The following is a 22,329-nucleotide window of genomic DNA, read 5'->3' as shown; positions in this document are numbered from 1 at the left end:
ACTCGTCGTTTATGGTTTCTCGGGTAGCTGTGCATCGCCACCAACCTGCTGTACGTGCGGCTTGCGGCGCAACACTGACAGCACCCAGACAAAAAATATCGGCACCAGAATCACGCCCAGCAGTGTAGCGCTGAGCATGCCGCCTATGACGCCGGTGCCGATCGCGCGCTGGCTCGCAGCGCCTGCGCCGGTCGCCAGCGTGAGGGGCACGACGCCAAGGATGAAGGCCAGCGATGTCATGACAATCGGCCGAAAGCGCAGTCGCGCAGCCTGAAGTGCCGCGTTACGCAGCGAATGGCCTTGATCCCACAGCTCCTTGGCGAATTCGACGATGAGAATCGCGTTTTTTGCTGCCAGCCCGATGATGGTGATCAACCCGACCTTGAAATACACATCGTTAGGCATGCCGACCGCAGTCACTGCCAGCACGGAGCCCAGCGCACCGACGGGTACGATCAGCATCACCACCAGCGGAATCGCCCAGCTTTCATACAGCGCAACCAGCAGCAGGAACACCACCAGCAGCGCCAGGCCGAACAGGCCGGCTGCCTGGCCGCTGGCGACTCTTTCCTGATAGGAGAGGCCGGTCCATTCATAGCCGATGCCTTGCGGCAGCTCGGAAACGATCCGTTCGATTTCCGCCATCGCTTCACCTGTACTCACACCCGGTGCTGCATCGCCGGAAATCCTGAACGCGGGGTAGCCGTTGTAGCGGGCGATTTGCACCGGGCCTTGTTCCCATTGCGTCGAAACGAATGCGCCCAGCGGCACCAGCGTGCCGCTGCTGTTGGGCACGTAGAGCTTGAGTACGCTTTCCGGAGTCATTCGCGAACTTTGTTCTGCCTGCACGACGACACGTTGCTGACGTCCGGCATTGGCGAAATCGCTGATCACCGAGGAGCCGAATGCAGTGGACAGCGCGTTGCTGATCGACTCGAAACTCACGCCGAGCGCACGGGCTTTTTCGCGGTCGATATTTAGGCGTAACTGCGGCGCTTCGGCCAGACCTTCCATCATCGCGTAGAGAATTTTCGGGTTGCCGTTGGCTTTGCCCAACAGCTCGTTGCGCGCCGCCAGCAACGCTTCACGGCCCAGGCCTGCGCGGTCTTGCAGGCGCAGCGAGAAGCCACCCGAGGTGCCCAGGCCGTCAATGGGCGGTGGCGTCACCGCCATCACCGTACCGTCGCCCAGCCCGGCAAAATGCTGGTTGAACGCTGCCGCTTCTTCAGCCGCCGACTGACCCTTGCCGCGCTCCGACCAGTCCTTCAGGGTCGGGAACGCCAGACCGGCGTTTTCACCCATACCGGAGAAGCTGAAGCCCAGCAGCATGGTCACCGCGCCGGTTGCCTCGCGTGACAGCATGTAGTTTTCCAGCAGTTGTGCGGTGGCGTCGGTACGCGCCCGGGTCGCGCCGGGCGGCAGTTGCACGTCGATGATCAGGTAACCCTGATCTTCCACGGGCACAAAAGACTCCGGCAGACGCAGGTAGAAAAAGCCCAGCAGACCGACGATACCGACGTACAACAGCATGTAGCGGCCAGCGCGTTTGATCATGCTGGAACTGGCCCGCTCGTAACGGTCGGTGAATTTACCGAACAGCCGATTGAAGCCGCCGAAGAACCCACGCTTCTCACTGTGCCCGGCAGGAATCGGCTTGAGCAACGTGGCACACAGTGCCGGGGTAAAGGTCAGGGCCAGGAAACCCGAGAACAGAATCGACACGGCCAGCGACAGCGAGAACTGCTGGTAGATGACCCCGACCGAGCCACCCATGAACGCCAATGGCAGAAACACGGCGGCCAGTACCAGCGTGATACCGAAAATCGCGCCGGAGACCTGCTGCATTGCCTTGACCGTTGCGGCTGCCGGAGAAAGGCCTTCTTCGGCCATGATCCGCTCGACGTTTTCCACCACCACAATGGCGTCGTCGACCAGAATACCGATGGCCAGCACCATGCCGAACATGGTCATCATGTTCACCGAGAAGCCCATCAGGTACATGATCGCCAGGGTCCCGGCCAGACACACCGGCACCACAATGGTCGGGATCAGCGTGTAGCGAATGTTCTGCAGAAACAGGAACATGACCAGGAACACCAGCACCATGGCCTCGATCAGAGTGTAGATCACCTTGTCGATGGCCACGTCGACGAAACGCGAAGTGTCGTACGGTATCGAAAACTCGACGCCTTCCGGGAAATTGACCGACAGCTCGGTGAGGCGCTGCTTGACTGCCCGGGCGGTCTGGATCGCATTGGCACCTGGTGACAGTTGCACGGCACCGGCCACTGCACGCTGCCCGTTCAGGCGCGATTCAAAACTGTAATCCTGACTGCCGATGGCCACACGTGCCACATCGGACAAATGCACAGCAGAGCCGTCTTCGTTGGCGCGCAGAACGATGCGGCCGAACTCCTCCGGGTTGTCCAGCGTGCCCTTGACCGCCAGGGTCGCGGTCAATTCCTGCAGTGATGAGCCCGGACTGCTGCCGAAGCTGCCTGCCGGAACTTGCACGTTCTGCGCCCGAATGGCCGCGTTCACGTCATCGATGGAGAGCCCGAAACCAACCAGCTTCTGCGGATCGATCCAGACCCGCATTGCGGCTTCGGCGGCGAAAAACTGTAACCGGCCGACGCCGTTCACCCGGCTGATTTCATTATTGACGTTGCGGGCCGCGTAGTCGGCCAGCGCGACCGTATCCTTGGTAGCCGAGCCGTCCTTGTAGTTCAGGGTAAAGATCAACAGGAACCCGGAGCTGGCCTGTTCGACTTGCAGGCCCTGGCTGAGCACCGTCTGCGGCAGACGCGCTTCGGCTTTCTTGATACGGTTCTGGACTTCAACCTGTGCCAGGTCCGGGTTGGTGCCCGGTACGAATGTCACATTGATTTCAGCGCTACCGGTCGAGTTGCTGGTCGACTCGTAATACAGCATGCCCTTGGCACCGTTCAGCTCTTCCTCGATGACGCTGGTCACCGAATCGACCAGCACTTTCGCGGATGCGCCGGGGTAAGTAGCGGTAATGGTGATCTGCGGCGGTGCCACATCAGGGTACTGCGCCACTGGCAAGGCGGGCAGGGCCATCAGGCCTGCCAGCAGAATGAACAGGGCCAGCACCCAGGCAAAGTTGGGTCGCTTGATAAAGAACAGAGACATGAACGGTGATCCTCGATCGCGCTGAAGGCGGCTTTATTGCGACTTGGATTGCGGCTGGGCGGAGGGCGATTTGGCGACGACCTTGTCACCGGAATTGAGCCCGGTCATGTTGCCGACGACAACCTGTTCACCTGCCTTCAGCCCCTCGGTGATCTGCCAGCGCGAATCCTGCATTGCGCCGGTTTTGACCGGGCGGACTTCGACCGTACCGTCCTGGGCAATCACCAGTACGCGGGCTGCGCCATCACTGGAGCGCTGAACGGCACGTTGCGGGACGAGGATGGCATTGGCATCGACCCGCTGCGGTGTGCGCACTCGCACATACATACCGGGCAGCAACACGCCTTTGGGGTTGGCGAAGCGGGCGCGTAACGACACCTGGCCGGTGGTCCGGTCTACTGCAACGTCGGTAAACAACAGGGTGCCGGTGCTTTTATAATCAGTGCCGTCGACGCTCAGCGACAGCGCGTCTTCGCCACCCTTGGGCAGGCGACCTTCCTGAATGGCCGCGCGCATTTGCAAGGCGTCGGCGACCGGCTGGGTGAAGTCGGCGTAGACCGGGTCGAGTTGCTGAATGGTTGCCAGCAGGGTGGTTTCGCCCTGACCGACCAGCGCGCCTTCAGTGACCATTGCGCGGCCGATGCGCCCTGAAATAGGCGCTTTGACCGTGGCATAGCCCAGGTTCAGTCGGGCCGTTTCGACATCTGCCTGAGCCGACTTTTTAGCGGCGATGGCGTTTTGCAGCGCCGAGCGGGCGGTGTCGAAGGTCTGGCGGCTGACCGCTTCGATTTCGACCAGCGACTCGTAACGTTTGACCGTGGCCTTAGTCTCGAACAGCGTGGCTTCTGTACGGGCCAGGTCGCCCTGAGCCTTGGACAGCGCGGCCTTGAACGGTGCCGGGTCGATCTGGAACAGTACCGCGCCCGCTTTCACATCGGCGCCTTCCTCGAAATTGCGCGTGAGCACGATACCGGCCACCCGGGCGCGTACCTGCGCCACACGAACCGGTTCGATACGGCCCGGCAGTTCGTCGACGACAGTGAATGATTCGGCTTTGACCTCGATGGCTTCCACCTCTTTGGGCGCTGTCGATGCCGCGTGATCCTGCTGCTGTTTCTGCTCGCACCCGGCCAGACCGAACACTGCCAGTAGGGCTACTGCAGGCATGACACGCCAATCGCTCAAACTACTCATCGCTCACCCGGGCGCAGCCCATCAGACACTAAAGCCGCGAATGATCTACTGTGTAAGAGAATGAGTCAATATTGACTCATGTGAGACTTTAGTGACTAATTGTGTGTAGGCTTTGAGAACGCGGTAAGGTTTCTGCACAATGCGCCGCCTGCCACTTATACGAGTTGAAGACGTACCCAATGGAATTACCTGCTGCTGACGACAAATTTCTGAAAGCCCTGGCCGTTGCGCTGGTTGACCATTCCAACGGTACGCTCAAGGACATTGCTCAAGCCGCTGGCGTCAGCAAGGCGACGCTCAACCGCTTCTGCGGCACCCGCGCCAACCTCGTGGAACTGTTGCTCAATCACGCCTCGGACCTGATGAACCAGATGGTCGCTGACGCGGATCTGCAGCATGCTCCGCCGCTGGAAGCGCTTCAGCGACTGGTCGACAACCACCTCATGCACCGCGAAATGCTGGTTTTTCTGGTATTTCAGTGGCGCCCGGATTCGCTCGATGAAAGCAGCGGAGGGCGCCGCTGGTTGCCTTACTCCGACGCCCTTGATGCGTTTTTCCTGCGTGGTCAGCATGAAGGTCTGTTCCGGATCGACGTCAGTGCCGCCGTCCTTACCGAAATGTTCGCAGCGCTGCTCTCCGGGATGGTCGACGCCGAACGCCGCGGCCGTGTGGCTCGCGCCGGTATGGGCGCATTGGTGACGCAGTTTTTTCTGCACGGCGCGGCGGCACGCTAAGCAAGTCTGTGCAGACGTCAGAAATCATAGGCAATCTTGCTGTACCAGAAGCCACCGCCCGGATAGAACGGTGAATTGCCGTACAGGTTGAGTCCAACGGCGGAAGGAATTGCGTTTTTGTCCGGGCGCACATCGAAGATATTGGTGCCACCGACGCTGAGGGTGATGTTGTCGTAGAGGGTGTAGGACACATCCAGGTCGGTGATCCACTTGGCCCCGAAGCTGCGATCTCCGCTCTCCAGCTGCTGGAGGGTCTTGACCTTGCCGTAGCGGGTGGTTTGCAGGTTCACGCCCAGATCGCCCAGCGTCCATTTACCGCCCAGCACCCATTTGGTTTTCGGTTGGGCATCGGTCAGGTCGCCTTCGCGGGCCCGGCCGACCCAGGTCAGGCTGCCGCCGGGGTTGTTGCCCAGGCCCTGCAAGGCTGCCGGTGCGTCCTTGACGTCGGTGATGATGGTCTTGTTGTAGTTGAACCCGGCGCTCCAGCGCACGTTGCCCCATGCACCGTACTGGCTGGAATGGTCGAGGACGATGTCCAGGCCGCGCGTGCGAGTGTCAAAGGCGTTGGCGTAATACGAAGTCCAGGTGCTGGTGTCCACACCTTGAGCCGTGAGAATGGGCGCCAGCGCTGGGCCGTACAGGCTTTCGGTACGGGCGATGCGGTCGGCGATCTCGATCCAGTAGGCGTCTGCGGTCAGGCTGGTGCGCGGTGCCGGTTGCCAGGTCACGCCGAAGCCCAGATTGCGCGATTTTTCCGGGTCCAGGGTGGTCGCGCCGAGCGCCTGGGCCAGCGCCGAGTTGACCGGCGCGATGCGCGTTACCGCGGGCACGATGGTGCCATCCGGCGCAGCACCGACCCGGTTGTCCGAGATGCTGTAGCCGACCTGGGTCAGCGAGGGCGCACGAAAGCCAGTGCCGACGGTGCCGCGTACGGCGAAAGTGTCGGTGAATTCGTAGCGCGAGTTGAGCTTGGCACTGACCGTGTTGCCCGAGTCATCGTCGAAATGCTCTGCACGCAGCGCCAGGTCGACAAACAACGGTTCTATCGGGGTGATACCGAAATCGACGTAAGCTGCGTAGTTGTTGCGTTGCAGGCTGGTGGCATCCAGCGGCGAGATGACCGCTGCGGCCTGGGCGGCAATCGACGCCAGTTGCCCGGCCAGCGGGTTGGCCTGGCCATTGGGCAGGGTGGCCGGAAAGCGATAGCCGCCTACCTGATAGGCCTGCGCGTCGCCGGAAAACGTCCGGAACCGTTCCCAGCGATGTTCAAGCCCTGCGGACACTTGCAGCGGCACGCCAAACAGCCCGTCGAACGCACGGGTGATGTCGACGTTGTTGACCCATTGTTCGAATCGATAGGTTGCCAGGTCGTCGAACGACGTCGGCGAGGCCGGTCCCAGCGACGGGTTGATGGTCAGGTCGCTGTACTGATGGTTGTTGTTGCGCCCGTATGTAGTGCTCAGGTCCCAGTTCCAGCCCAGCGCTTCACCCTTGGCGCCAATCAGGTACTGATAGTCGGTATCGTCCAGGTTGTTCAGCGGGTAGTAGCCGTCGGCAAACAGTTCGGGAATGTTGGCGTTGCTGTTGGGATAGCGGAAGTAGTTGTTGATGATGGCGTCACGCTGCCCATAGGTGCCGTAGGAATACAGTGTGGTCTGATCACCCAGCGGCAATTCGGCGTTGTAGGCCAGGTTGAATGCCTTGATCTGCGGGTCGCCATTCTTCACGCCGACCCGATCCCACGTCGCCTCTCGAGGGTCGCCAGGAAAGTAGGCGTTATTGGTGGCTCTTTCGTTCCAGCTGGCATCGCCACGCCTGCGGGCGTCGGCCGAAAGATGCAGAAAGCCGCCGTCGCCCAGTTCGAAGCCGGTGTCCCCTTCGAACTTGGACACTTCGCCTTCGCCGCTGTACAGCTTGCCGTACGTCACCCCCAGATGGCCGCCCTCGGCGCTGGATTTGAGAATCACGTTGATCACCCCGGCAATCGCATCCGAGCCGTATTGCGCAGCGGCACTGTCCTTGAGCACCTCGATCCGCTCCACCGCGCTGATCGGGATCATGTCGATGTCCACCGAGTTCGCGCCGCTGCTGTCGGTCGAGCCATTGGCGGGCAGGGCGCTGTTATGGCGGCGTTTGCCATTGACCAGCACCAGCGTGTAGGCCGGTGCAAGGCTGCGGTTGGACAACGGGCGGATGGTCGAGTTATAGCCTGCGACGTTGGTGCCATAGTTGAACGAAGGCAGCAGTTTGGCGATGGCTTCGGTCAGGTCGGCGCGACCGGTTTTCAGTAACTGATCGCTGGTTACGATATCAATCGGGGCCGGGCTTTCAGTCACGGTGCGCTGTGTACCGCGAACCCCGGTGGAAATCACCGTGACCTTGTCCAGCCGGGCCTCACGGTCGAGGGTTTCATCGGCGGCCTGAGCGGGGTTCATCAGGCCAAGGCCGACAAGCGCTATGCTTTTGATCAGCGGGTTGCGCAGGGCGTGGCGGGGAGCTTGAGCGGGTAAGGCCATGACGGAGTGATCCTTGGGCAATGCTGAGAAAGTTCTGGGCACCTCCACAAGGCAAGGGTCGGTTTGCTGGCGAATATAGGGTTATGAAACGAGCCTGTGAAAGGCCTTTTGGTTATATGTTAATTATAAAAATATTGAATTATTTTTATTTATTATATGTTTTATATGCATTTAAAGCGTTGCGCACGGGTGTTCGGTAACAGTACTTGAGGGTGGTAAAGCTGCCTGTGCTGTTTTGTCGCACGACGTATTGCAGCCCATAAGCCCGACGTTTGCACGCCTGCTCATGGTTTGAAACAGGATTGGCGGTATTCCCTGTTGCCTTGGGGTGGTAAATTCGCCGCCTTTGAATGTGTCAGAACCCACGCGCCTAACCCTCCAGGGGACGCAAGACATGACGTACCAACCGACCCGCCGCGAGGTGGTCACAGGCCTATCGTTGCTGAGCCTTGGCCTGCTGACTGGCTGCGGCAATTCCAATGCCTTGCCGTTCAAGCACGGCAAAGACATGAGCAACGAGATAGTTGGCCGCAACTTCCGACTCAAGGATGCACAAGGCAACGTCAAGACCCTGTCGAGTTTTCGTGGCCTGATGCCGATGATCTTCTTCGGCTTCACCCAATGCCCGGCCATTTGCCCGACGGCACTGGCGCGAGCTGCACAGATCAGAAAGCTGATGGGCGAAGAGGGCAAGACCCTCCAGGTAGTGTTCATTACCCTCGACCCGGAGCGTGATACGCCCGAGGTGATCGACGCCTACGTGAAGGCTTTCGATCCGACCTTCGTCGCCCTGTCCGGTACGCTTGAAGAAACGGCCGCAACGGCAAAGGAGTTCGGCGTATTCTTCGAAAAGGTCCCGCTGGGCGACACCTACACGATCTCGCATACCGCCACCAGTTATGTCTACGACACCCGCGGCGTGCTGCGCCTGGGCCTGTCGCACAGGCTGTCCGCCCAACAATGCACTGAAGATCTGCTCACTTTGATGGAAGTATGCTGATGACCGTTCTGATTCGTAACGTCGCAAAGCCTCTGTTGCTGACCCTTTCGCTGCTGGGCCTGAGCGCTCAGGCGCTGGCCGAAACCAAAGTCGATGACGCCTGGGTGCGTGCCACTGTGCCAGGCCAGTCCGCCACTGGTGCGTTCATGCGCATCACTTCGGACACGGACAGCAAGCTGGTCGACGTTGCTTCACCTGTTGCGAAAACCGTGCAGATCCATGAGATGAGCATGAAAGGCGACGTGATGAGCATGCAGCGCGTCAACTCGGTCGACCTGCCGGCCGGCAAACCGGTGATGCTCGATTCCGACGGTTACCACGTGATGTTCATGGGTTTGGCCGCGCAGGTCAAAGAGGGCGACCAGGTGCCTCTGACCCTGACCGTGGAAGATGCCAAGGGCGTGAAAGAGTCGATTCAAGTCACCGCAATTGCGAAGTCACTGACTAGCGACGAGCACAGCGGGCATGGTGATCACAGCGGTCATTGAGCCTGATCTACCTGACGGCTATCGTTCCTCACGCTCCATTGAGGGAATACCTTTCATGACGCTGCGCGTCACAACTCTGCGCCGCACTGCAATTCAAGAGCGGACGCAGAGCGTCCAGAACGGCATGCGACGCGGAGCGTCGCACGATAGTTGATCTACCTGACGACCATCGTTCCTCACGCTCCAGCGTGGGAATGCCTCTTGTGAAGCTCCGCGTCACAACTCTGCGCCGCACTGCAATTCAAGAGAGGACGCAGAGCGTCCAGAACGGCATGCGACGCGGAGCGTCGCACGATAGTTGATCTACCTGACGACCATCGTTCCTCACGCTCCAGCGTGGGAATGCCTCTTGTGAAGCTCCGCGTCACAACTCTGCGCCGCACTGCAATTCAAGAGAGGACGCAGAGCGTCCAGAACGGCATGCGACGCGGAGCGTCGCACGATAGTTGATCTACCTGACGACTATCTTTCCTCACGCTCCAGCGTGGGAATGCCTCTCGTGACGCTCCGCGTCACAACTCTGCGTCGCACGATAGTTGAGGTTATCGTTCCTCACGCTCTCGCATCACGGTCTGCGCTGATTGATATATTCATTTAAAGTCTAACCAGCGAACCAAATATTCTTTTCAGGAACAAGCCTCTTTCAGCGATGATTGCCTTGCCACATCAACTTTGGAAAGGTGACTGATACCAACAGAACCTGGATTTTTATAATGAAAATGCAGGAGTGTATCAATGGGCAATGTCCAGACCGCAGCCAGCGCACATGATGTGCCCTGGCGCCAGACGCCGAGTGGCGACCTGGTCGATCTGGGGCGTCCTTTCCGTGCGCCTCTGGCGTTATCGCGGTTGCAAAGCACCCCCAGACCCATACTCGGACGACGCGAAGCCATTCTGCTGGGTGCACTGGCGCTGGTATTTCATGGCGCGGTCATCTATTGGTTGAGCCAGAACCCGACACCCGCATTGCCGGTCGTGCCGCCGGAAGTTCCGCCGATGACCATCGAGTTATCTCAGCCCGCACCGCCGGTTGTGGAAACACCACCGCCACCGCCCGAGCCTGTCGTGCAGCCGGTGGTCGAGCCGCCGCCCCCGGTCGAAGATGAACTGGCCGTCAAGCCGCCACCGCCCAAACCGATTCCAAAACCCAAGCCGCAGCCGCCCAAGCCTGCGGTCAAACCGGTCGTCAAGCCAGTGGCAAAACCGGTCGAGCAACCCGCACCACCGGTGCCCGCGCCACCGGTCGCTGCGCCCGCTGCTCCCGCACCGCCCGCACCAAAACCGGTAACTCCGGCTTCTGCCAGCGCTGGCTATCTACACAACCCGGCACCGGAATACCCGTCGCTGGCCATGCGTCGCGGCTGGGAAGGCACTGTTCTGCTACGCGTTCAGGTATTGGCCAGCGGCAAGCCCGGCGAGATTCAGATACAGAAAAGCAGCGGCCGCGATCAATTGGATGACGCAGCGCTGGCAGCGGTGAAGCGCTGGAGCTTTGTGCCCGCCAAGCAGGGCGATGTCGCTCAGGACGGCTGGGTCAGCGTGCCCATTGATTTCAAGATCAAATAACGTTTCAAGTTCCAATAACCAGGACATTCGATTGACCCGGCGAGCTACCTGAACCAAAGGCGCATCGCGATACACCCAATGCCTTGTTCAGACTTCGTTCATAAAGAGAGCTGCGCCATGAACCTACTTGCTTCGCCTTTTGAATCCATCGAACACGCGGTCATCTGGCTGCTGGTGATCTTCTCCGTTGCCACTTGGGGTCTTGCTTTGCTCAAGGGCGTGCAGTTCTCGCGCCTGAAGTCCCAGGACCGCAAGTTCCACAAGCAATTCTGGGCTGCATCGAGCCTGGATTCGGCCGCGCAACTGGCCCAGGAACAGCCCGGCGCTGCTGCTCGTGTTGCGCTGGCCGGTTACGCCGCCATTCAGGTGCCGGACGGCGCGCAGGCTAACGACCTCAGTCATTCCATCAACCATCAGGACCGCCTTGAACGTGCCCTGCGTCAGCAGATCGTTCGGGAGCGCCGCTCGCTGGAGACCGGTCTGGCGATTCTCGCCAGTATTGGCAGCACCTCGCCGTTTATCGGCCTGTTCGGTACGGTCTGGGGCATTATGTCGGCGCTCAAGGGCATCAGTGCTGCCGGTTCGGCAAGCCTGGAAACCGTTGCTGGTCCGATCGGCGCAGCGCTGGTGGCAACCGGTGTCGGCATCGCCGTCGCCGTGCCTGCGGTGCTGGTCTACAACTACTTCCTGCGGCGCCTGAAGCTGACCGCTGCTGACCTGGATGACTTTGCCCACGACTTCTACAGCCTGGCGCAGAAGAGTGCATTCCGCGTGTTGCTGCATCCGGTCCTGAAGTCTGGCGCTACAGGCGGGCAGGCCGGGCAGAAAGTGAAGGAGGCGTCCTGAGATGGCTTTTTCCACACAAGATACCGATGAAGTGCTGAGCGAGATCAACGTCACGCCGCTGGTGGACGTGATGCTGGTACTGCTGGTGGTGTTCATCGTGACCGCGCCGCTGCTGACCAACTCGATCCCGATCAACCTGCCCAAGACCGAATCGGTTGCGCCAGTGGAGCAGAAAGACCCGCTGGTGGTGAGTATCGACGGGCAGGGCAAGCTGTTCATCAACAAGGATGAAATTCAACCAGATCTGTTGGAAACCAGCCTCAAGGCGGCCAAGGACAAGGCCCCTGACGTGCGCGTGCAGTTGCAGGCGGACAATGGCGTGAATTACGGCGAAGTGGCACGAGCCATGGCTTCCATCGAACGCGCAGGTATCACCAAGCTGTCGGTAATCACTGCCAAATAAGCGCTTTTTCGTCCATCAGCTTCATCAGTTTTGGGCCGCATCCTCAGGCAGGTGCGGCCTTTTTTTGTCCGCGTTTCAGGCATTTTTCAGTCTGGACACAAATGTAGATGCTTATTCTTTATTGATATTTAAAAATTTAAATCAATGTCATTAAGCTATAAAGCATCGGACCTCCGGAACACCAATCAGACACTGTAATGATCGCTACCGTCCGCCGCACGGATCGCTCGTTGTAACCAGAACAGAGTTTCTGGATCAAGGATTTTCAAGGGGTAGTGGTATGGGGAATTTCAAGCGGAGTGTATTGGCCACGGCGATTTTTTCAGCCAATTTGCTGAGCGTCGCAGGCATCAGTGCAAGCGCTCACGCTGCACAGGCAACAGATGAACAAAACAACCAAAGCGCATCCACCCTGGGCACGGTAATCGTTACCGGCACCAGGGCGCAGGAGCGCACGGCCAGTGCCTCGCTGTCGCCCATTGATGTGATTTCCGGTGACAGCCTGCGCAGTTCCGGCTCCAGCGAATTGGGCACGGTGCTGGCGCGCTTGATCCCTTCGATCAACTTTCCGCGGCCCAGCCTGGTGGACGGTGCCGAGCTGACCCGGCCGGCGCAATTGCGCGGCCTGTCGCCGGATCAGGTGCTGGTGCTGGTCAATGGCAAGCGTCGCCACACATCGGCCTTCGTCAACCTGGGTGGGGCGGTGGGACGCGGTTCGGCACCTGCCGACCTGAACGCCATTCCGCTGTCCGCCATCGACCACATCGAAGTGCTGCGCGACGGTGCTTCAGCGCGTTACGGTTCCGATGCGATTGCCGGGGTGATCAACATCATCCTCAAGAGCGCCGATCATGGCGGGTCGATTTCCAGCAAGTACGGACAGTACAAGAAGGGCGACGGGATTCAGCGTCAGGTGTCCGGTAACACGGGTTTCGCGCTGGGCGACAACGGCACGTTGAACCTGTCGGGTGAAGGCTCCAACAACGACTACACCAACCGTGCCGGTGATGATCTTCGTACTTCCAGCATAGGCTCCACGACTTACGGTCAGCAGGTGTTCCGTCAGGGTGAGCCGCAAACCCACGAGGGCAAGTTGCAATACAACGCCGAGTACAGCTTCAACGATGCAGCGGAGTTCTACAGCTTCGGGGGCTACAGCAAGCGCCGTGGTGAAACTGCCGCGTTTTATCGGCCGAGCAACGCCTCCAACAATATCGCTGCAATTTACCCCAACGGTTATCTGCCACTGATTAACGGCACTCTGGAAGACACCTCGCTGGTAGCGGGGTTACGCGGCGAACTGGCGGATGACTGGCACTACGACGTGTCTGCCAACTACGGGAAAAACACCTATGAACTGCGCACCAAAACCATCAATACGTCACTGGGCTTGAATACGCCGCGCTCGTTCGATAACGGCACGCTGACCAACGATCAGAAGCAACTTGGCTTCGATCTGTCGCGGGAGTTCAGCGCGGCATGGCTGCCTTACCCGGTGTCGGTCGCGTTCGGCGCCGAATACCTGCGCCAGGGTTATCAGATCGAGGCGGGGCAGGCCGAGTCGTATTTTCAGACCGGCAGTTCCGGGCTGGGCGGCTTCCGCGCCGCCGATGCAGGCAGCTACTCGCGACACAACTTCGCCCAGTATCTGGATGTGGAAACCAACCTGACCGAGAAGCTCGGTGTGTCGGCTGCCGTTCGCCACGAGGACTACAGCGATTTTGGCTCCAACGTCAGCGGCTCGCTCTCGGCGCGTTATGACTTCACTCCGCAGGTGGCCTTGCGAGGCAGCGTGTCGACAGGCTTCCGCGCACCTTCACTGGCGCAGCAGAATTTCACCTTCACCTCGTCGCAACTGATTGGCAACACTGTTCAGGAAGCGGGCACGTTCCCGGCCGGCAGTAACGTTGCGCAACTGTTAGGCGCCGAAGACCTCAAGCCCGAAAAGTCGCGCAACTACAGCCTGGGCCTGGTGCTCCAGCCACTGGACAGCCTGACTGTGACCGCCGACGTCTATCGCATCGATATTCAGGATCGTATCTCGCTGTCCTCTAACCTGGTGCTCAACAACACGGCCATCAACTACCTGCGCAGCAATGGCGTGGGTGATATCAACTACACCAGCGCGCGCTATTTCACCAACGCCACAGACACCAGCACCGATGGTGTCGATCTGGTCGCCAATTACCGCTACCAGTTCGATAACGGCGTCCGTTGGAACAGCACAGTGGGCTACAACTACAACCACACTAAAGTCACCGACGTGAAAGCCAACCCGGCGATTCTCGATCAGTTAGGGGTGAATCTGGTTCGGGTGGATCGCAGGGAGCGTATCGGTCTGCTGGGTGACACCACCCCGCAGCACAAACTGACGCTGGGCAATGATCTGACGTTCGGTAACTGGGCACTGCATTCCAACCTGGTTCGCTACGGCGAGTTCACCAGCTACCAGGCCGACAAGGTCAACGATCAGACCTTCAGCGCTGCGTGGCTGCTGGACCTCGCAGTAGACTACACACTCAAGAACTGGGTCTTCACCCTGGGCGGCGATAACGTCACCGACAAGTACCCCGAAAAGCTCAACGACTTCTCGTCCAGCGGCGGCAACCTGGCTTACAGCACGTTCTCGCCTTACGGGTATAGCGGGGCGTTTTACTACGGCAAGGTGACGTACAACTGGTAATTTGATTTGTCGCTGATTGTCATGTCGAAGCTTCGCGTGATACACAAGTCCGCTCTTGATTCTGGCCGAAGGCCGTGGGAGCGGACCGGGCGACGCTTCGCTTGTTCGCGAAAGGGCAGGTTTAATCGACGAAAATGCATCGTCTGCAACACCGTCTTCGCGAACAAGTTCGCTCCCACGCCCTCCGGGCAGAAGCCCGTCATCCGGACTTGTCTATACGCCGAGCGACTGTTGCGTATAAGGATCAGTGCGAGAACTCAACTGCCCTGCAACGGGGTGGCATCCTGAAAGAAGTAATCCTTCCACGACGCCGGCTTGTTCTTGATCGCGCCGACACGGTACAAAAACTCGGCCAGCGGGTAGGTGTTCTTCGGCGTGATGGTGAACTGAAACTCCGGCTGATCAATGATCTTCAACAGTTCGGCACGGTCGATCTTCGCTTTGGTGACGCGCAGGTAGATGTCGGCGGCAGCCCCGATGTCGTTACTGACGAAAGCTTCTGCCTCGGCCAGCGCTTCAATGAAGGCCTTGTAGGTTTTCGGGTTTTCGTTGCGAAATTTCTCGGTGGCGAACAGTACGGTGGGAGAGTTAGGCCCCAGCAGGTCATAGGTATTGAGCACTACATGCACGTTGGGGTTTTTCAGTTCCTGATCCTGATAAGGCGGGTTGGAAAAGTGCCCGGTCAACTCGGTGCCGCCAGCGATCAGGCTGGCGGCGGCGTCCGGGTGCGGCAGGCTCAAGGTGTACTTGTCCAGGCGTGCGTATTCCTTATCGCCCCAGAGTTTCGCGGCGGCGAACTGCAGGTAGCGTGACTGCACTGAAACACTGACTGCCGGCACCGCGATGCGGTCCTTTTCGGTGAAGTCGGCGATGGTTTTGACGTTGGGGTTATTGCTCACCAGGTAATAGGGGAAGTTGCCCAGCGACGCGACCGCCTTGACGTTCTGCCTGTCCTTGGTGCGGTCCCAGATGGTCAGCAACGGGCCAACCCCGGCACCGGCAACATCAATGGAGCCTGACAGCAGAGCATCGTTGACCGCCGAACCTCCGGACAATTGGGTCCAGTCCACCTTGATCTCCAGGCCGTCTTGCTTGCCGTGTTTCTCGATCAATTGTTGATCGCGCACCACATTGAGCAGCAGGTAGACGATGCCGAACTGCTCGGCGATGCGAATTTCGCCTTCAGCCTGTGCGCTGGCGGGCGCAATCAGCATTCCGGTCAACAGCGCAGCACCAAGCCCGATGGCCGCTGCCAGGCGGCTGAAACGGGGTAGAAAGGGGGCAGGTTTTGACATGCATGGCTCCAAAACGGAAACGGAATTTTCTGGAGCATATCGCTATATAAAAATTTATTTAAATAACCTTACCGAATATCAATAGACCGCCTGATGCGCTTGGGAAACCTGTATGGCAGTCATTTTTAATATTCTTATTTTTTATAATTAGCTTAGAAGTAAATGTAATTTTTAATTGATTTGTAATGCGCCTAGTCTGGCTGGCCAGTCAGCAGTCACCAAGGAGCAACATTATGAGCAACGTCAGCGCTTTGCCACTCCAGCCAGGTACTACGCCGTCAGGTGGCGGCAGTGTGCGTGACAGGGTTTCGCCGCAGGAATGGGACGTCCGGGTCAAGCTGGCGGCGGCCTATCGCCTGGCCGCGCTCAAGCGCTGGACCGACCATATCTATACACACTTCTCGGCGCGGGTGCCGGGGCCGGACGAGCACTTTCTGATCAACGCGTTTGGCCTGCTGTTCGATGAAATCACCGCATCCAATCTGGTCAAGGTCGACATCGACGGCACGATTGTCGATGACCCGACAGGGCTGGGTATCAACTACGCCGGTTACGTGATTCACAGTGCCATCCACGCTGCGCGCCATGACCTGCAAGCGGTGTTGCACACTCACACCCGTGACGGTATTGCGGTGTCGGCGCAAAAGGACGGGCTGCTGCCGATTTCCCAGCACTCCATTGCCTTCTCCGGGCGCGTGGCCTATCACGGTTACGAAGGCATTGCGCTGGACCTGAGCGAGCGTGAACGACTGGTCGCGGATCTGGGTGACAAGAGCGTGATGATCCTGCGCAATCACGGCTTGCTCACCGGCGGTGTGAGTGTAGAGCACGCGTTCCAGCAGCTGCATGCCCTCGAGTACGCCTGCAATATTCAGATTGCAGCGCAGTCTGCCGGCAACGCTGAGCTGGTGTTTCCGCCCCGGGAGGTCATCGCCAAAGTGGAAGAGCAGGCCAAGTCCATCAAGGACGGTCATGGTCCGGGTGTCGCCCGACACTGGAATGCGCTGATCCGAGAGCTGGAGCGCAACGGCACTGATTACCGGGACTGAGCCTGCAACACATTGATGCGAGGCGCTTGGGGTTGGTGTAGTGTGCGCAGCCAAAACAAGGGGCGCACACATGCAAGACCTGCTGAACGAAATCCTCGATGAAGTAAGACCCTTGCTTGGTCAGGGCAAGGTGGCCGATTACATTCCGGCGCTGGGCGGGGTGCGGCCTGATCAACTGGGCATTGCGGTGTACGGCAACGACGGCCAGGTGTTCAGCGCCGGTGATGCCGAGACGCAGTTTTCGATACAGAGTATTTCCAAGGTGTTCAGCCTGGTGCAGGCCATCGGGCACTCCGGTGAGGACATCTGGCAGCGCCTGGGGCACGAGCCCTCCGGCCAGCCATTCAACTCGCTGGTGCAGCTGGAATTCGAACGTGGCAGGCCGCGCAACCCGTTCATCAACGCCGGCGCGCTGGTGATCTGCGACATCAATCAGGCACGGTTTGCGGCACCGTCGCTGTCAATGCGTGACTTCGTTCGGCGCCTGTGCGGCAACCGTGCGATCACCTCCGATTCCAAAGTGGCGGAATCCGAATACCAGCACCGTTCGCGCAACGCCGCAGCGGCCTATCTGATGAAGTCCTTCGACAATTTTCATGGCGATGTGGAAGACGTGCTGCGCAGCTATTTCCACCATTGCGCGCTGAGCATGAATTGCATCGATCTGGCCAAGGCTTTCGGTTTTCTGGCCAATCAGGGCTTCTGCACTCACAGTGGCGAGCAGATACTCACCGCACGCCAGGCCACTCAGGTCAATTCGATCATGGCCACCAGCGGGCTTTACGACGAAGCCGGCAACTTTGCCTATCGCGTCGGCCTGCCGGGCAAGAGCGGAGTTGGGGGTGGTATCGTTGCGATTGTGCCGGAGCGCGCTTCGGTCTGTGTGTGGTCCCCGGAGTTGAACGCGGCGGGCAATTCCCTTGTCGGTATGGCTGCGCTGGAAAAACTCAGCGCGAGGATCGACTGGTCGGTGTTTTAAAGCCTTCTGAAATGAACGGTGCTGTAAAGCGCGAACCTGGCAGGAGTCATGGATTGAATCGAAGGCTAAGCAAATCGCTCATGCTGAGCGTCGGGCTGCTGGTGCTGGCAGGCTGTGGCACCCAGCGTGTGCAGGAACCTGAACTGAGCCCGGAACAGGCGCGTGCGCAGATCGTGCGCCTGATGCCTGCCAATGCCACGGATCGGCAGGCATGGGCAACGGATATCCATGCCGCATTTGCCGCGCAGAAAATTCCGATGACCACCGAAAACCTGTGCTCGGTATTGGCCGTGACCGAACAGGAGTCAACCTTTCAGGTCGATCCTGCGGTGCCGGACATGGGCCGCATTGCGCGTGCCGAAATAAACCGCCGCGCGGCGCGCCTGCACATCCCCAATGCGTTGATAGCCACTGCGTTGCGCGTACGTTCACCCGATGGCAAGACCTACGGCAAGCGGCTCGATTCAGCCCACACAGAGAAAGACCTCAGCGCGATCTTTGATGATTTCATCGGCATGGTGCCGCTGGGCCAGACACTGTTCGGCAATTTCAATCCGGTCAAGACCGGCGGCCCGATGCAGGTCAGCATCGCCTTTGCCGAGAAGCATGCGGAAGATTACCCCTACACGGTGGATGGCTCGATCCGACGTGAAGTCTTTACTCGCCGTGGTGGCATGTATTTCGGCATCGCTCATCTGCTGGGTTACCCGGTGAGCTACACCCAGTCCCTGTACCGCTTTGCCGACTTCAATGCTGGCTGGTACGCCAGTCGCAATGCCGCGTTTCAGAACGCGGTGAGTCGGGCGACCGGCATCGAGCTGGCGCTGGATGGCGATCTGATTCGTTTTGATTCCACCTCGCCGGGCTCCACCGAGTTGGCAGTGCGAACCCTGGCTGACCGGCTGGGCATGAACAAGTCGCAGATATGGAACCAGCTCAAGCAGGGCGATACCCTGGAGTTCGAAGAGACTGATCTGTACAGTAAGGTGTTCGCACTGGCGGACAAGGCAGCGGGCAAACCCTTGCCAAGAGCCATCCTGCCCGGCATCACCCTGAAAAGCCCGAAAATCACCCGCAACCTGACCACCGCCTGGTTCGCCGAGCGCGTCGACGACCGCCGCGAACGCTGCGTACAGCGCGCACCGAAGTGAGGGTGAGTCCGGAATAAGCGATCACACATCGATTATCGTTACCACGCTCCGCGTGGTAATGCAGTTCGTGACGCTCCGCGTCACACATTAGAGCCTTGACACCTGATTCAGGCCGCACGAGATGCAGGCCTGAGCTCCGGTTACGCCTGCTGTTTCACCAGACTGAAGATGTGTGACGCAGAGCGTCACGAACTGCATGCCAACGCGGAGCATTGGCACGATAGTCATCTCAAGGCTTTGTGTATAACGATGAGCGCTCCAGTGAACTGCCCCTATATGTAAGGCTCTTCAGGATTTTTTAACGTATGCCGGTTTTCAAACGCTTCACGTCGTTCATGCAGCAGGCCTTGCGGGCCATGCATCTGGTGTGGACCACGTCCCGAGCGCTCTCCATTGGTTTGATCGTTGCCACGCTGGTGGCAGGCTTGCTGCCCGCGCTCGCCGCCTGGCTGGGGCAGCGGATCGTCGATGCGGTGGTCAGTGCCATGCAGCTGCATGCCAGCACTGGCGAGGCGCCTCTATGGCCGGTGTTGCGTTATGTATTGCTGGAGGCCGGAGTGCTGGCCCTGCTGGCAGCGGCGCAGCGCGGGCTCTCAGTGCAGCAGGCACTGTTGCGAGTGTTGCTGGGGCAGAAGGTCAATACCCTGATTCTGGAGAAAGCCCAGACCCTGTCACTGTCGCAGTTCGAGGATTCGGAGTTCTACGACAAGCTGGTACGAGTCCGGCGTGAAGCCTCGACACGGCCGCTGGCACTGGTGACCAAATCCCTGGGATTGCTGCAAAACCTCATTTCGCTGATCAGCTTTGCCGTACTGCTGGTGCATTTCTCGCCCTGGGCGTTGCTGATTCTGGTGCTCGGCGCATTGCCGGTGTTCTTTGCCGAGGCGCATTTTTCCGGCGACGCGTTCCGCCTGTTTACCCGGCGTGCTCCGGAAACCCGTCGGCAGAACTACATCGAAACACTGCTCTCCCACGAGGGCTACATCAAAGAGGTCAAGCTGTTCGGCTTCGCGCCGCTGCTGCTCAAACGATATCGCGACACCTTTGAACGGTTGTACGCCGAAGACCGCCGTCTGACCGTGCGCCGTGATGGCTGGGGCTTTCTGCTCGGCTTGCTGGGCACTGCTTCGTTCTATCTGGCGTACGCCTGGGTGGTGGTCGACGCGGTGCATGGGCGTATTACGCTGGGGCAGATGACCATGTACCTGGTGCTGTTCAAGCAGGGGCAGGCCGCGGTGAGCAGCAGCCTGAGTGCGATCAGTGGTTTGTACGAGGACGGGCTGTACCTCGCCGACCTGTACATTTACCTCGGCCAGCCGGTCACGCCGTCTGCCGGCAGCCTGACCCAGGGTGCACTGCCCGGCGATGGCATGCGTTTCGAGAACGTAAGCTTCACTTATCCGGGCACCAGCCGTGCGGCACTGGAAAACATCGATCTGCATCTTGCACCGGGTCGTAGTGTGGCGCTGGTGGGCGAGAACGGCTCGGGGAAGACCACCCTGATCAAGTTGCTGACGCGCCTTTATCAGCCCGACCAAGGACGCATTCTGCTGGATGGCAGCGATTTGCAGGAATGGGACGAAGACGCCCTGCGTTCACGCATCGGCGTGATTTTTCAGGACTTCATTCGCTATCAGTTTCTGGTCGGTGAAAACCTCGGGGTCGGCGATACCCAGGCCTTTCACGACGAAACCCGCTGGCGCGAAGCCGCTGCGCAAGGCATGGCAGCGCAGTTTATCGAACAGCTCGACAAGGGTTACGCCACACAATTGGGTCGCTGGTTCGCAGGCGGTCAGGAGCTGTCCGGCGGGCAGTGGCAGAAAATCGCGCTGTCACGCGCCTACATGCGTCGCGATGCCGATATTCTGATTCTCGATGAGCCGACTGCCGCGCTGGATGCCGGGGCAGAAGCTGCGGTATTCGAGCATTTTCGCGAGTACGCCAAGGGACGCATGACGCTGCTGATTTCCCACCGTTTTTCCAGTGTGCGCAACGCCGAACATATCGTCGTGCTGGAGCATGGGCGGGTGCTGGAACGCGGTGATCACGACAGCCTGATTGCCGCCGCAGGGCGCTACGCCGCTCTGTTCGATCTGCAGGCGCAAGGCTATCGCTAGATAAAAAGTGTTGCAGTCAATGACCAGTCGGCGTTTTATGGTAGCCCTGTTTCAAGCTGTATCTTTTTGAATCAAACGGAGACATCGATGCAATTTCGTAAATTGGGCAAAACCGATCTGTCGGTCAGCGCGATCTGTCTGGGCACCATGACCTGGGGCGAGCAGAACACCCAGGATGAAGCATTCGAACAGATTCGTATGGCCAAGGATGCCAAGGTCAACTTCCTCGACACGGCAGAAATGTACCCGGTGCCGCCGCGTGGCGAGACGTATACCAAGACCGAAAGCATCATCGGCGAGTACTTCAAGAAGTACGCTGACCGCAACGACTGGGTACTGGCCAGCAAGGTCGCCGGTCCAGGTCGAATGGATCATATCCGCGATGGCAATCCGCGGCTTGACCGCAAGAACATCACTGCGGCGCTGGAAGCCAGCCTCAAGCGTCTTAATACCGATTATCTGGACCTGTACCAGCTGCACTGGCCAGATCGCAAGACCAACTTCTTCGGCGTGCTGGGTTACACCCACGACCCGGATGATCAGGCTGTCGAAATCGAAGAAACCCTGTCGGTGCTGGGCGATCTGGTCAAGGCGGGCAAGATTCGCCACTTTGGCCTGTCCAACGAAACGCCGTGGGGCACCCAGCGTTTTCTGCACCTGGCCGAAACCCTTGACTTGCCGCGTGCTGTCTCGATCCAGAACCCCTACAACCTGCTTAATCGCACCTTTGAGGTCGGTCTGGCAGAGATCGCCATTCGCGAACAGATCGGCTTGCTGGCCTATTCGCCACTGGCGTTCGGTGTGTTGGCTGGCAAGTACCTGGACGGTGCACGTCCGGCCGATGGCCGCCTGACCCTGTTCGAGCGTTTCCAGCGCTACAACAACCCGCAGGCGGTCAGCGCTACCGCAAAATACGTCGCGCTGGCCCGCGAACACGGCCTGGACCCTTCGCAGATGGCGCTGGCCTACGTCACCAGCCGTCCGTTCGTAACCAGCAACATCATTGGTGCCACGAAACTGGATCAGCTGAAGATCAATCTGGAGAGCATCGACGTCACGCTGTCCGATGAGGTTATCGCCGGTATCGAAGCCATTCATACCGCTCAGCCCAACCCGGCACCCTAAGCCGAACTGAACTTACTTTCAGCCTCGTCA

The 22,329-nt window shown here is 59.3% G+C and carries 16 protein-coding genes; 12 read left to right on the top strand and 4 right to left on the bottom strand.

Annotated features, from left to right (window positions below):
- Positions 1-9: 9 nt before the first annotated feature.
- Both AO068_RS11955 and AO068_RS11950 read right to left on the bottom strand, forming a co-directional pair.
- Positions 10-3,153: an efflux RND transporter permease subunit gene (locus AO068_RS11955; RefSeq protein WP_058408455.1), complete on the bottom strand. Its 3,144-nt coding sequence runs from the start codon at positions 3,151-3,153 to the stop codon at positions 10-12.
- A 33-nt stretch (positions 3,154-3,186) separates the two neighbouring features.
- Positions 3,187-4,347 (bottom strand): efflux RND transporter periplasmic adaptor subunit, encoded by a 1,161-nt coding sequence (locus AO068_RS11950; protein WP_058408454.1) that lies wholly within the window; start codon positions 4,345-4,347, stop codon positions 3,187-3,189.
- Positions 4,348-4,526: 179 nt separating this feature from the next.
- Between AO068_RS11950 and AO068_RS11945 the strand changes: the two genes are divergently transcribed.
- Entirely contained in the window at positions 4,527-5,081 is a 555-nt protein-coding gene (locus AO068_RS11945; RefSeq protein WP_005779656.1) for a TetR/AcrR family transcriptional regulator, read from the top strand.
- Positions 5,082-5,098: 17 nt separating this feature from the next.
- On the opposite strand, the gene AO068_RS11940 is transcribed toward AO068_RS11945, so the two are convergent.
- Positions 5,099-7,597, bottom strand: coding sequence for a TonB-dependent receptor plug domain-containing protein (locus tag AO068_RS11940; RefSeq protein WP_058408453.1), 2,499 nt, complete (start codon positions 7,595-7,597; stop codon positions 5,099-5,101).
- Positions 7,598-7,991: 394 nt separating this feature from the next.
- Between AO068_RS11940 and AO068_RS11935 the strand changes: the two genes are divergently transcribed.
- From AO068_RS11935 to AO068_RS11910, 6 genes are all read left to right on the top strand, one after another.
- Positions 7,992-8,597, top strand: a complete 606-nt coding sequence (locus AO068_RS11935; RefSeq protein WP_004658527.1) for an SCO family protein — start codon at positions 7,992-7,994, stop codon at positions 8,595-8,597.
- On the top strand, positions 8,591-9,085 hold the full coding sequence (locus AO068_RS11930; RefSeq protein WP_031596194.1) for a copper chaperone PCu(A)C: 495 nt from the start codon (positions 8,591-8,593) through the stop codon (positions 9,083-9,085). The genes AO068_RS11935 and AO068_RS11930 overlap by 7 nt, the downstream gene beginning before the upstream one ends.
- A 735-nt stretch (positions 9,086-9,820) precedes the next feature.
- Positions 9,821-10,651, top strand: coding sequence for an energy transducer TonB (locus AO068_RS11925; protein ID WP_058408452.1), 831 nt, complete (start codon positions 9,821-9,823; stop codon positions 10,649-10,651).
- 117 nt (positions 10,652-10,768) lie between these two features.
- On the top strand, positions 10,769-11,497 hold the full coding sequence (locus AO068_RS11920; RefSeq protein ID WP_057420663.1) for a MotA/TolQ/ExbB proton channel family protein: 729 nt from the start codon (positions 10,769-10,771) through the stop codon (positions 11,495-11,497).
- A gap of 1 nt (position 11,498) precedes the next feature.
- A complete protein-coding gene (locus AO068_RS11915) occupies positions 11,499-11,900 on the top strand; it encodes an ExbD/TolR family protein (RefSeq protein ID WP_002553831.1) in 402 nt (133 codons plus the stop codon).
- A 280-nt stretch (positions 11,901-12,180) separates the two neighbouring features.
- The gene (locus AO068_RS11910) at positions 12,181-14,583 is read left to right on the top strand and encodes a TonB-dependent receptor plug domain-containing protein (protein WP_058408451.1); all 2,403 of its coding nucleotides are present in this window, start codon (positions 12,181-12,183) and stop codon (positions 14,581-14,583) included.
- 257 nt (positions 14,584-14,840) lie between these two features.
- Here the strand turns inward: AO068_RS11910 and AO068_RS11905 are convergent, their stop codons facing one another.
- On the bottom strand, positions 14,841-15,878 hold the full coding sequence (locus AO068_RS11905; RefSeq protein WP_058408450.1) for an ABC transporter substrate-binding protein: 1,038 nt from the start codon (positions 15,876-15,878) through the stop codon (positions 14,841-14,843).
- 233 nt (positions 15,879-16,111) lie between these two features.
- On the opposite strand from AO068_RS11905, the gene AO068_RS11900 reads away from it, so the two are divergent.
- The 5 genes from AO068_RS11900 to AO068_RS11880 all read left to right on the top strand — a co-directional run bounded on the left by AO068_RS11900 (position 16,112) and on the right by AO068_RS11880 (position 22,299).
- Positions 16,112-16,927: a class II aldolase/adducin family protein gene (locus tag AO068_RS11900; protein ID WP_058408449.1), complete on the top strand. Its 816-nt coding sequence runs from the start codon at positions 16,112-16,114 to the stop codon at positions 16,925-16,927.
- A gap of 70 nt (positions 16,928-16,997) precedes the next feature.
- Positions 16,998-17,906 carry a glutaminase B gene (gene glsB, locus AO068_RS11895; RefSeq protein ID WP_002553827.1) on the top strand — a complete coding sequence of 303 codons (909 nt, stop codon included), beginning with the start codon at positions 16,998-17,000 and terminating at the stop codon, positions 17,904-17,906.
- An 80-nt stretch (positions 17,907-17,986) separates the two neighbouring features.
- Positions 17,987-19,057, top strand: a complete 1,071-nt coding sequence (locus AO068_RS11890) for a DUF1615 domain-containing protein (RefSeq protein ID WP_058408448.1) — start codon at positions 17,987-17,989, stop codon at positions 19,055-19,057.
- A gap of 305 nt (positions 19,058-19,362) precedes the next feature.
- Entirely contained in the window at positions 19,363-21,174 is a 1,812-nt protein-coding gene (locus AO068_RS11885) for an ABC transporter ATP-binding protein (protein WP_058408447.1), read from the top strand.
- A gap of 87 nt (positions 21,175-21,261) precedes the next feature.
- Positions 21,262-22,299 (top strand): NADP(H)-dependent aldo-keto reductase, encoded by a 1,038-nt coding sequence (locus AO068_RS11880; protein ID WP_058401124.1) that lies wholly within the window; start codon positions 21,262-21,264, stop codon positions 22,297-22,299.
- Positions 22,300-22,329 lie beyond the last annotated feature (30 nt).

Source organism: Pseudomonas sp. ICMP 3272 (genome assembly GCF_001466905.1).
In the GTDB taxonomy this organism is placed as follows: domain Bacteria; phylum Pseudomonadota; class Gammaproteobacteria; order Pseudomonadales; family Pseudomonadaceae; genus Aquipseudomonas; species Aquipseudomonas amygdali.
The sequence above is the reverse complement of the archived record's forward strand: the minus strand, read 5'-3'. Positions and strand labels throughout refer to the sequence as shown.

Coding starts and splice junctions, on each gene's coding strand:
- AO068_RS11955 (WP_058408455.1), bottom strand. CDS start 3,153: ATGTCTCTGTTCTTTATCAAGCGACCCAACTTTGCCTGGGTGCTGGCC.
- AO068_RS11950 (WP_058408454.1), bottom strand. CDS start 4,347: ATGAGTAGTTTGAGCGATTGGCGTGTCATGCCTGCAGTAGCCCTACTG.
- AO068_RS11945 (WP_005779656.1), top strand. CDS start 4,527: ATGGAATTACCTGCTGCTGACGACAAATTTCTGAAAGCCCTGGCCGTT.
- AO068_RS11940 (WP_058408453.1), bottom strand. CDS start 7,597: ATGGCCTTACCCGCTCAAGCTCCCCGCCACGCCCTGCGCAACCCGCTG.
- AO068_RS11935 (WP_004658527.1), top strand. CDS start 7,992: ATGACGTACCAACCGACCCGCCGCGAGGTGGTCACAGGCCTATCGTTG.
- AO068_RS11930 (WP_031596194.1), top strand. CDS start 8,591: ATGCTGATGACCGTTCTGATTCGTAACGTCGCAAAGCCTCTGTTGCTG.
- AO068_RS11925 (WP_058408452.1), top strand. CDS start 9,821: ATGGGCAATGTCCAGACCGCAGCCAGCGCACATGATGTGCCCTGGCGC.
- AO068_RS11920 (WP_057420663.1), top strand. CDS start 10,769: ATGAACCTACTTGCTTCGCCTTTTGAATCCATCGAACACGCGGTCATC.
- AO068_RS11915 (WP_002553831.1), top strand. CDS start 11,499: ATGGCTTTTTCCACACAAGATACCGATGAAGTGCTGAGCGAGATCAAC.
- AO068_RS11910 (WP_058408451.1), top strand. CDS start 12,181: ATGGGGAATTTCAAGCGGAGTGTATTGGCCACGGCGATTTTTTCAGCC.
- AO068_RS11905 (WP_058408450.1), bottom strand. CDS start 15,878: ATGTCAAAACCTGCCCCCTTTCTACCCCGTTTCAGCCGCCTGGCAGCG.
- AO068_RS11900 (WP_058408449.1), top strand. CDS start 16,112: ATGAGCAACGTCAGCGCTTTGCCACTCCAGCCAGGTACTACGCCGTCA.
- glsB (WP_002553827.1), top strand. CDS start 16,998: ATGCAAGACCTGCTGAACGAAATCCTCGATGAAGTAAGACCCTTGCTT.
- AO068_RS11890 (WP_058408448.1), top strand. CDS start 17,987: ATGCTGAGCGTCGGGCTGCTGGTGCTGGCAGGCTGTGGCACCCAGCGT.
- AO068_RS11885 (WP_058408447.1), top strand. CDS start 19,363: ATGCCGGTTTTCAAACGCTTCACGTCGTTCATGCAGCAGGCCTTGCGG.
- AO068_RS11880 (WP_058401124.1), top strand. CDS start 21,262: ATGCAATTTCGTAAATTGGGCAAAACCGATCTGTCGGTCAGCGCGATC.